Annotated in this window: 9 protein-coding genes; 4 read left to right on the top strand and 5 right to left on the bottom strand. The window is 36.7% G+C overall.

Features of this window, described 5'->3' with window-relative positions; genetic code table 11:
- Nucleotides 1-272 precede the first annotated feature (272 nt).
- From OZD68_RS03895 to OZD68_RS03905, 3 genes are all read right to left on the bottom strand, one after another.
- Complete coding sequence (locus OZD68_RS03895; RefSeq protein WP_182309298.1) at nt 273-1,568, bottom strand: Na+/H+ antiporter NhaC family protein; 1,296 nt, start codon at nt 1,566-1,568, stop codon at nt 273-275.
- Nucleotides 1,569-2,664: 1,096 nt separating this feature from the next.
- Nucleotides 2,665-3,288 (bottom strand): heme ABC exporter ATP-binding protein CcmA, encoded by a 624-nt coding sequence (ccmA, locus tag OZD68_RS03900; protein WP_182309299.1) that lies wholly within the window; start codon nt 3,286-3,288, stop codon nt 2,665-2,667.
- A gap of 3 nt (nt 3,289-3,291) precedes the next feature.
- A complete protein-coding gene (locus OZD68_RS03905; protein ID WP_182309300.1) occupies nt 3,292-3,723 on the bottom strand; it encodes a hypothetical protein in 432 nt (143 codons plus the stop codon).
- A gap of 196 nt (nt 3,724-3,919) precedes the next feature.
- Between OZD68_RS03905 and aspS the strand changes: the two genes are divergently transcribed.
- The gene (aspS, locus tag OZD68_RS03910) at nt 3,920-5,722 is read left to right on the top strand and encodes an aspartate--tRNA ligase (protein WP_182309301.1); all 1,803 of its coding nucleotides are present in this window, start codon (nt 3,920-3,922) and stop codon (nt 5,720-5,722) included.
- Between the two features lie 61 nt (nt 5,723-5,783).
- A complete protein-coding gene (locus tag OZD68_RS03915; protein WP_182309302.1) occupies nt 5,784-7,046 on the top strand; it encodes an MFS transporter in 1,263 nt (420 codons plus the stop codon).
- A gap of 7 nt (nt 7,047-7,053) precedes the next feature.
- Here OZD68_RS03915 and OZD68_RS03920 read toward each other — a convergent pair whose 3' ends face one another.
- Together OZD68_RS03920 and pdhA are read right to left on the bottom strand one after the other, a co-directional pair.
- Nucleotides 7,054-7,977 carry an RluA family pseudouridine synthase gene (locus OZD68_RS03920; RefSeq protein WP_182309303.1) on the bottom strand — a complete coding sequence of 308 codons (924 nt, stop codon included), beginning with the start codon at nt 7,975-7,977 and terminating at the stop codon, nt 7,054-7,056.
- A 408-nt stretch (nt 7,978-8,385) separates the two neighbouring features.
- Nucleotides 8,386-9,366, bottom strand: coding sequence for a pyruvate dehydrogenase (acetyl-transferring) E1 component subunit alpha (gene pdhA, locus OZD68_RS03925; protein WP_182309304.1), 981 nt, complete (start codon nt 9,364-9,366; stop codon nt 8,386-8,388).
- Nucleotides 9,367-9,421: 55 nt separating this feature from the next.
- On the opposite strand from pdhA, the gene hemJ reads away from it, so the two are divergent.
- Both hemJ and OZD68_RS03935 read left to right on the top strand, forming a co-directional pair.
- Nucleotides 9,422-9,850, top strand: a complete 429-nt coding sequence (gene hemJ / locus OZD68_RS03930) for a protoporphyrinogen oxidase HemJ (RefSeq protein WP_182309305.1) — start codon at nt 9,422-9,424, stop codon at nt 9,848-9,850.
- Nucleotides 9,851-9,903: 53 nt separating this feature from the next.
- Nucleotides 9,904-10,164 (top strand): hypothetical protein, encoded by a 261-nt coding sequence (locus OZD68_RS03935; RefSeq protein ID WP_182309306.1) that lies wholly within the window; start codon nt 9,904-9,906, stop codon nt 10,162-10,164.
- The last annotated feature ends 9 nt before the right edge of the window (nt 10,165-10,173 follow it).

Consider the following 10,173-nt stretch of genomic DNA (forward strand, 5'->3'; position numbering starts at 1 on the left):
ATTCAAATTCTCCCTTGTCAATTTGACGTTTTTTGCTGTCTTAAACGCTTTGTAAGCGCGTTTCGGCTTATATAGATAAAAACCTAAAAATTTTTGAAGACATGCGATGCACGTAGTGCGAAAAATTAAACATGAGACGCCAAATACACTAATTTTCTTGTCATTAACCTGCACAGATTGCAAAGATAAATAAATAGCTTCAGCTTCATGATAAGGGGGTTGGCGAAGGGTGTCAAGTAATTCCGTTCCTTATGGGTAAAAAAAGAGAAACTCTAAGTTGCAGCCGCACAATGTTTCTCTTTTCTGCTGTTGATGATTATTTCGCCTATTGTAACTGCCGCTAGAATAAAGCAATAATATACCTGTGTTAATAAAGAAATAGGTGATACAGAGGCGATGCTACCTGCTAGCAATAGTTGGGAACCATAAGGTAAGATACCTTTTGTAGCACAAGCAAAAACATCTAATAAGTATGCGCTGCGATGTGGCTCAATACTGTGTTTTTGTGCAAGCCTTTTTGCAATGCCACCACTTAGTAAAATAGCAATGGTATTATTGGCAACTAAGGTAGTAAACATAGACGCAATTCCTGCTATCACAAATTCAGCTTTAGTTTTTGTGATATTGCTTTCATCGATGAGTTTATGCAACGCTTTTTGACCTTGCTTGTACATTATATGGCTCAATCCACCGATAAATAGAGCAAATATCACTATTTCGTTTACTTTTTTGAAACCGTCATACACGTCATGAGGAAATTGAATGATAGCATAGTCAAAAAAAGTTATTCCTAGCACACCAGCAATAATTATGTTTATAGTTATTGTTACTAAAGTGGCGACTTCAAGCAGCCCCATGATTATTAAAGAAATGTAAGGAATAATTTTTATTATAGAATAATAATCTAAATTTGATATAGAAATAATTTTTGTACTATTTGAGGCAACTGCTAGGTAGATGAGTGTTATAATGCTGGCAATAAGTGCAACTTTAGAGTTCATTTTAAGTTTATCTTTTGCTGAAGCTTCCTGTGAAGAAACAGATGCAATGGTGGTATCAGATATCATCGAAAGGTTATCGCCAAACACGGCACCACCTACTACAGTTGCAGTTCCTATTTCGAGACCAAAAGCTCCACTTTTTGCCAGATTAACAGCTATAGGTACCATCAGCGCAACAACTCCCATAGATGTGCCAATTGCAGTTGAAATAAAAGCAGAAGCCAAAAATACTCCAGGCAGCAGTAATCTTGCTGGAAGGAAATTAAGAATTAAATTAGCAACAGTGTCTGCGCTACCAATTGATTGAGTAACTGCAGAAAATGCTCCAGAAAATAAAAAAATTAAACACATGGTAAGGGTATTTTTGTCACCCATGCCCTCGATAACAGTATCGATGTTATGCTGAGTTTTATTTGTACCACGTGAGACAGCAAAAAATAGTGCTGGTAACAAGCATATTACTGGTGAAACCTGATGAAGTGGATTATCAGTTCCGATAAAAGAAAAATAAGCACCACTTCCAAGATACAAGATTAAAAAAATAATCAAGGGGACAAAAGCTGTCATTTTACTGTACCTAAACTTATAACTATAACTAATTAAGTGGTTTTAAGCAAGTTTGGTTTTCACTAGTTCTACAGGAAGTCAATAGCAGAGTTTTAAACTTCATATTTAATCTACTAAATAAATAGCACATGTAGCTTATTGCTTGACAATAGGATCTAATTGTTGTCTAGATTCCAGCATCACGCGCACAACTGTACGAACATTTGTTTGCGAAGAAATGTTATAGCTGGTTTTGCCTCAAACACAAAGATGTCATCCGAGTAGCTGACTACTTGGATCCAGAAAATTTTGCTGCGAGTAAGCAAATTTGTTTGGTGAGCATAGAAAGTGGAATGTGTAAGCGCAGCCTCAACAGTGTGTCATCCAAGTAGCTGACTACTTGGATCCAGATTGGATACTGAGTTGGTGAGTATAAAGGTATAGCTAACGCGAGCTCTACGTCATACCGCCGCAGAATAATTAACCGTCATACCGCGATTCATTCGCAGTATCCCTTCGCGGTATCCCTTAGCCGCTAACAAGCAGCGGGATGACGAGCTTATCGTCATGCCACCGCGAACCGTCATACCGCGATTCATTCGCGGTATCTCTAGATCCCGCTAACAAGCAGCGGGATGACGGTTGTCGTTTAGCCATAAACATTAAGGAATTTACCAAATAAAAAAAAAGGCAAAAGAAGCCCTAGTCATTGTCTATTTTCAGTATTGGCGCTTTTTAAGTCTTAAACACTGCAATTTAGCTGCTTTTAAATGCAACTCACCTTAGTTTGAATGTTTAAGAAATTTACTAAGCAAAAAAAAAGGCAAAAAAAACCCGTGTTAGCTAGTTGTCACTCTCTAATCCTGCAAATTGGCGTACCATACTGTCTTAAACGACTTATAAGCGCGTTTCATCTTATATAGGTAAAAACCTAGAAATGTTGTGAAGACATAAGGTGCACATAGTGCAAAAAATTAAAAATAAGACGCCAACTACGTTGTTTTCTTGCTGTTTAATCTGCACAGATGAAGATAACTGAATACCTTCAGTTTCATGATACGTGGACTGGCGAAACTTGTCAAGGAAGTTTTTCGTTTCTAACGGTTGTTGCCAAAAACTATACAAGAAGTCTATTGAAATCGCGTATATCAATCGTTGTAAAATCACACAATTGCTCTGTAGAGCTATGCCCTGTAATAATTACTATACCATTTTGCTCAGAGCGTATTGAGATTAAGTTCAGCACTAATTCACACGTTGCACTATCAAGATTACAAAATGGTTCATCTATCAGCCAAACGTTTGCATTAGAAATCAAGAGGCGAGCAAGCGCAACTCTCCTTTTCCAGCCTGCAGAAAGTTCGCCATATCTAATATTAAGTACAGGTTGCAACTGCAAACAACAAATAGCTGCCATAATCAATTCCCTAGTATTTCGTATTCCTGCCCAGAATTCTATGTTTTGAGCAACAGTTAAGCTGTCCTTGCAGGCGTTTTTATGCCCTATATAGACCATAAAAGATATGTAAGATTTTGGGTCATCATATATGTCTTTCCCACAATGCTTTATACTGCCTGATACCGGCGGTAAAAGTCCAGATAAACTTCTAATTAAGCTGGTTTTACCACTACCATTTGGACCAGTGATTAGAATCTTTGATTTTAGCTCAGCTTTAAAACTGAGATTCTTAAATAGTACCTTATTATTACGAGCGCAGGATAAATTTTCACATTCAAGCATGGATTATCTGCCCTTCCCCTTATGTTTACCTTGAGTTGAAGCCTGAGCTTTAACAAACAGCTCCCAAAATCCTTTCTGTCCGCCTTCGCTATGTATCAATTGTGCAAAACGCTTCATTAAACCATTACCCATCATAACCATCTTTGTCCATTTACCTAACGGTTTTGCTATGTCAACTATTTCTGGATCTTCTTTATAAACTTGCACATCTTTTTGCTTCTCGCGCAGTATTTCCTGTTGTTTCATCAATTCTTTTTGCTTGTTTTTTTGATACAATTCATTGAATTTTCTGTCTTCTTCCCACTCTTCTTTAAAAACTTTTCTAGGAAATATGATTTTTCTAATGCGATTTTTGTATATTTTTCTCAAAAAGAGAAATACTGCAGCTACAGCAAGTAATGTTACGCTATATAATATGATCTGTGTAAGTGGCATTTCCTGTATCTAATTCATTAAAAATACCCTTACTGTTATACCATAATTATAGAAATTGTGCAATTTTTTTGCGGGTAAAGACAATATAAAAGCAGTACTGCTCTATTTCGAAAATTGCGCAAATATCTGACGAACGGGCTTGTATGTAATAAGGTTTATTTCTATACTTCTTAAAGAATTTAGAAGTAAAACAAATATGAACTGCTATAAAACTCATACGTGCAATGAACTGAGGAAGAACGACGTAGAAAAGGAAGTTACCCTTTCTGGATGGTTATATCGTAAGCGCGACCATGGTAACCTAATTTTTGTTGATTTAAGAGACTTCTACGGAATCACTCAGCTAGTACTTAATAATGACAAAGACTTTTTTGATGAGATATCAAATTTAAAATTAGAGAGTGTAATTACTGTTACAGGAATAGTTGAAGCTAGAACTGAAGATACGGTAAACAGCTCTATTTCTACCGGAGAAATCGAGGTGATAGTCAACAATTTGCGCGTTGAGTCGGAAGTTGAGTTCCACTTTGATGAAGAAATAGCAAAAGAAGAAAGAAGTATATTGGCAAGCATTACCGGCGAGCAAGAATACCCAGAAAACATGAGATTTAAATATCGATTTCTTGACTTAAGACGTGAAAAAGTCCGCAACAATATTATTTTGCGCTCACAAATTATTGCAGAGCTCCGCAAGCTCATGATAGAGGGAGGATTTTTAGAGATTCAAACTCCAATACTCACTGCTTCCTCTCCTGAAGGAGCACGCGACTACCTAGTGCCAAGCAGGCTAAATCCTGGCAAGTTCTATGCATTGCCACAAGCTCCGCAGATTTTCAAACAGTTGCTCATGGTTTCAGGGTTTGATAAATATTTCCAAATTGCACCCTGTTTTCGTGATGAAGACGCAAGGGCTGACCGTTCTCCGGGAGAGTTTTATCAGCTAGATCTTGAAATGTCTTTTGTAACTCAAGAAGACATCTTTCAGATTATTGAGTCTACCTTATATAGAGTGTTTGCTAAATTTTCTTGTAAGTCTGTTGATAAAGATTTTCCACGTATTACATATAAAGAAGCAATGCTTAAATATGGTTCTGATAAGCCAGATCTGCGCAATCCACTATTAATCAGCGATGTTACAGAAATTTTTCGTGATTCAGGGTTCAATATTTTCAAAAGCAATATTGAGCGTGGTATGGTAGTGAGAGCCATCCATGCACCTAAAACAGCAGAGGAACCACGCAGCTTCTTTGATAAAAAGATAGAACATGCGCAAAAAGAATTCGGTGCTAAGGGTCTCGGATATATAACGTTTGATAAAGATGGAACTGCGAAAGGCCCAATTGCTAAATTTCTTGATGAAAATAGGCTAAACCACATAAGAGAAGCAACAAACATAGAGCCAGGAGATAGTGTATTTTTTGCTTCTGACAAAGAGAATGAGGCGGCAAACATTGCAGGAAAAGTACGCACTCTTTTAGGGTCAGAACTCAGTCTTATAGATGATAATATCTTCAAGTTTTGTTGGATCATTGATTTTCCATATTTTGTATATGACGATAAAAGTAAAAAAATCGATTTCTTTCATAACCCATTCTCCATGCCACACGGTGGTCTGAAAGATTTAGAGGACAAAAATCCACTGGATATCCTTGCTTACCAATATGATCTTGTTTGCAATGGAATAGAACTGTCAAGTGGGGCGATTCGTAATAACAAACTGGATATCATGTATAAAGCTTTTGCCATTGCAGGTTATAGCCGTGGAGAAGTTGATACAAGATTCGGTGCACTTGTACGTGCATTCAGATTTGGTGTTCCTCCTCATGGTGGAATAGCACCAGGAGTTGATAGAATAGTTATGCTGCTTGCTGATCAGCCAAATATTCGTGAAGTAATCTGTTTTCCTATGAACCAGCAAGGTGAAGATGTTCTAATTGGTGCTCCTTCCAAGGTGGAGGATAAGCATTTACGTGAATTATCCTTGAAGGTTATTGAATGAAAAATTTTATAGCAAGGAGCACCGGTTAATGATATATTAGGTTATGTTAAATTGAAAGACCATGAATAATACCCAAAAAGCAATACTATCGGGCATGATCTGTAACATGATTGTGTGGTATGAACTCACTCTTTTTTGGGTATTAACAGATACAATCATCAACGTTTTTTTCCCATCAGAAGATCATTATTTGAGTACACTCAAATTCCTTGGTGTTTTTGCAATTGGTTTTGCGTTTAGACCAATTGGTGCAGTAATTTTTGGTTATATGGGAGATAAGTATGGCAGAAGAAAGACTTTACTTACTTCAGTAATATTAATTTCAATATCATCCACAATTATGGGAATTATACCTGGGTATAAAGAAATAGGGTTGCTTTCACCTGTATTGCTTGTGTTTTGTAGAATAGTGCAAGGAATAACTGCAGGAGGTGAAACAAGCATTAATACAGCATTTACGATAGAGCATTCAAAAGATAAAAAAAATCTAGGTTTCTTAGGAAGTATGAAGCCCTTTAGCGGAGCCCTTGGAACGCTCTTATGCATAACAATGATATTTATCTGCAAAAGAGTTACAGGTGAGAACTATGAAACATGGGGATGGAAGTTGCTTTTTTATTTTTGCTTTTTTTTGGGGACAATAGGTTTTTTAACTAGGTACATATTAAAAGAAAGCTTAGCATATAAAACTAATAAGTACGCTAATAATTTAGCACATTCACCATTGTTAGAACTAGTAAGAAACTATAAAAGACCGCTTATTATTTCAATCAATCTGGGAATTGCTCAGAATGCAATTGTCTACGCAGCAATAATGTTTTATAATATATCAATAAAAGAGCTAGTTATTTTATCTATTAGTGTTAAAGATTTAATGAGGATAGTAATACAGGTTGTATTTGCAGCATCTGCGGTACTTTTTGCAATTTTATCTGATAAAGTTGGAAGAAAACGCGTAATGATTCCTGTACTGATTATGCTATCTCTGATTGGTACATGTGTATTACCATTATTATCTTCCGTTAACCACTATGTCGTAATAATAACTTACTTATTGATTACTATACCAGTAGGTGCATCTTTTGGAATATATGGTTCTGTTATTTGTGAACTGTTTCCAACAAAAGTAAGATGCACTGGCGTAAGCTTAGCAAATAATATATCTGCAGGAATTTTTGGTGGCCTTTCTCCATACATATGCATGTGGCTTATAGAAAAAACCGAAACAAAACTTGCAGCAGGCATTTATCTTACTGCCTGCGCATTAATTAGCCTAATATCTGTGCTTCAAATTAAAGCCAAAGACAGAAAAGTTGATTGGTGAAATCGTTTCAGTCGAAAAATAGCGCTTCAATGGATTTTTCGATGTGTTTAGTGATAGGAGCGGTGATAGTGATTTCTTTATTGTTTGGCAGTTTTAAAGATAAAGAATGCGAATGAAGGTGAATTTTATTTGCTATCCCATAAATAAAAGCTTTTTTACCACCATATTTACCGTCACCAAGAATAGGGCAATTTATATGAGCTAAATGTGCACGTAACTGATGGGTTCTGCCGGTAATTGGTTGTAATTTTAAATAAGCAACATTGTGTTTGGATTTTGCTATAATTGAAAAATGCGTAGTGGCATTCTGAGGTGAATTTTCATCAACGACCACTTTTTCTTGAACTGAAACATATTTTTTCACCAATGGATAGTCTATTGTTCCACTATCCTTGCTCGGTATGCCAGAAGTTAATGCTAAATAAGTTTTTTTTACTCTTCGTCCTTTAAATTCTTCCATAAGGTATCTGGCAACATTAGCGTTGCGTGCGAATATTATCACTCCACTCGTATCTCTATCTAGCCTATGGACAATTTTAAATGTTTCTCCCTCTCTTATTTGGTCAAGCAAATCACTCATGCTAATCTTTACTTTTACGCCACCTTGAACGATGACCCCTGCGGGTTTGTTTATAGCTAGTATATATTCGTCTTCATATAATATGTTCTCTCTTAGTAGATCCACTAACTTTTCATTATATTTGCGATCAGAATTAGCGTTTTCAATATAATGCAAGTGCTTCAGCGTTATAGTTTGCCCAGAATTTACTCTATCACTGGACTTTGCTTTGCAATCATCAACTTTGATTAATCCTTTCCTTAAAGATTTTTCAATTACAGATTGCTTTAGATCAGGAAAGATTCTTCTGATGTACCTATCCAGCCTAACGTTATCGTCTTCTATTAATATGGTTTTTATACTTTGTAGCATTCCATTATTTATAATGAATATCTAGTGAAATGTCAATTATTGGTGTCATTCCAGTGTCAAGCACTGGAATGACACCTAAGGGGCTACTGCCGTCATAAAGGAACCAGTGTCAGCTACTCGGATGACAGGAGAAGGAGACTACTGAGATGACAGCTAGCCTGACAACCGTCATCCCGCTGCTTGTTAGCGGGATCTAGAGATACCGCGAATGAATCGCGGTATGACGGTTCGCGGCGGCATGACGTAGAGCTTGCGTTAGCTATACTTTTATACTCACCAACTCAGCTGGATCCAAGTAGTCAGAGCACTGGGATGACAAAAAAAGGAGGGCACTTGGATGACGGGAGAAGGAGCTATTTGGATGACATCGTTTACTATACAATGTTTGTACAGTTCTGGATAAAAAAATTAGCTAACAAATTTATAAACATCAGTATACAGCTCATCAACGCTTGGTTCTTTACTATTTTTGGCAAAATCTTCCGACTTTTTTACTAAATCACGTATTTCCTTATCAATTACTTTGCACTCTTCTTCTGAAGCCATTTTATTATCTGTCATGTATTTCTTTAAAGTGCTTATAGGGTCATGATTTTGCTTCATATCTTCAACTTCTTCTTTTAAGCGATAAGTAGCAGGGTCTGACATTGAGTGACCGCGATATCGATATGTCTTCATTTCAAGCAGGATAGGCCCTTTTCCGCTGCGTGTGTGTTCCGCTGCTTCGCTTGTAGCCGCATAAACAGAGAAAAAATCCATTCCATCAACTTGTTTTCCAGGAATACCAAAGTTTTCTCCTCTTTTGTACAGCTCAGTTACTAAAGTTGATCTTTGCACAGAAGTTCCCATTGCGTATTCGTTATTTTCTATGATGTAAACCACAGGCAACTTCCACAAAGCTGCCATATTAAATGATTCATATACTTGTCCTTGATTTGCAGCACCGTCACCAAAATACGTGAATACCACGGTATCTTTTTTCTTGTATTTATTAGCAAATGCTATTCCTGTGCCAATTGGAACTTGTGCTCCCACTATTCCATGTCCGCCGAAAAATTTTTTTTCAACGTCAAATACGTGCATCGAACCACCTTTACCTTTTGAACATCCAGTTTCTTTGCCGGTGAGTTCTGCCATTATAACATTTGGATCAGAATCACATGCGAGCATTAAACCATGGTCTCTATAACTTGTGATAAAAGCGTCACCTAATTTTGATGCAGCTTGAGTTCCAACTGCAACTGCTTCTTGTCCTATTGATAGGTGACAGAACCCGCCTATTAATCCCATCCCATATAATTGTCCTGCTTTTTCCTCAAATCTGCGTATGAGTAGCATTTTCCTGTAGAATCCAATTATCTGTTCTTTAGTGAAATTTTCTGCTTTCATATCGATTTCTTTTTCATTAAACTAACACAATACCAGGAATTTTAAATTTTTGCTAATGAACTATTACCACTGGCTTGAGGCTTTTCACGTTATCTCTGTTATCATGTGGATGGCAGGTATGCTTTATTTACCCAGGCTTTATGTCTACCATGCAACTGTAAAACCTGGATCGGAAAATGATAGCTTGCTTCAAACAATGGAAAAGAGGCTACTTAGATATATCATAAACCCTGCAATGCTTTTCTCACTTGGTCTTGGAATTACACTAATGGTTATTAGGGAAGCATATCGTGAAGGATGGTTTCATGTAAAAGCATTTGCAATACTTTTGATGTTAATTATTCATATGCTACTTGCAAAATATAGGAAAAATTTTGCAGTGGGTTCGAATAAGAAGTCACATATTTATTTTCGCGTTTTAAATGAAGCAGTTACAGTATTGATAATAGTTATAGTTATTATGGTTGTTGTAAAACCTTTTTGACTGACCTTACACAAAAAAAGCAGAAAGCTCGTATCTGTTCAGATGCATGGCCAATGTGCAATACTGAAATAAAAATTCCAGTGCTCCCTTTCTTGTCATCCCAGTGCTTGGCACTGGGATCCAGCTTTCTTTACAAATTCACCAAAAGTGCTTCATTCTATAACGCAAAACCCATACTTACCAAACTCAATGCATTACTTGCAATTAAGTTTCCTGGATGCCAGTGTCAAGCTACTCCGATGACACCGTTCTTTTTCCTGGATCCCAGTGGGCTTTGTTGCATCGCTCTTCGGATAGTAGGTAACGCACAATAAATTTATGAA

Origin of the sequence: Wolbachia endosymbiont of Drosophila bicornuta (genome assembly GCF_028982105.1) — a bacterium.
Lineage (GTDB): Bacteria > Pseudomonadota > Alphaproteobacteria > Rickettsiales > Anaplasmataceae > Wolbachia > Wolbachia pipientis.

Coding starts and splice junctions, on each gene's coding strand:
- OZD68_RS03895 (WP_182309298.1), bottom strand. CDS start 1,568: ATGACAGCTTTTGTCCCCTTGATTATTTTTTTAATCTTGTATCTTGGA.
- ccmA (WP_182309299.1), bottom strand. CDS start 3,288: ATGCTTGAATGTGAAAATTTATCCTGCGCTCGTAATAATAAGGTACTA.
- OZD68_RS03905 (WP_182309300.1), bottom strand. CDS start 3,723: ATGCCACTTACACAGATCATATTATATAGCGTAACATTACTTGCTGTA.
- aspS (WP_182309301.1), top strand. CDS start 3,920: ATGAACTGCTATAAAACTCATACGTGCAATGAACTGAGGAAGAACGAC.
- OZD68_RS03915 (WP_182309302.1), top strand. CDS start 5,784: ATGAATAATACCCAAAAAGCAATACTATCGGGCATGATCTGTAACATG.
- OZD68_RS03920 (WP_182309303.1), bottom strand. CDS start 7,977: ATGCTACAAAGTATAAAAACCATATTAATAGAAGACGATAACGTTAGG.
- pdhA (WP_182309304.1), bottom strand. CDS start 9,366: ATGAAAGCAGAAAATTTCACTAAAGAACAGATAATTGGATTCTACAGG.
- hemJ (WP_182309305.1), top strand. CDS start 9,422: ATGAACTATTACCACTGGCTTGAGGCTTTTCACGTTATCTCTGTTATC.
- OZD68_RS03935 (WP_182309306.1), top strand. CDS start 9,904: ATGTGCAATACTGAAATAAAAATTCCAGTGCTCCCTTTCTTGTCATCC.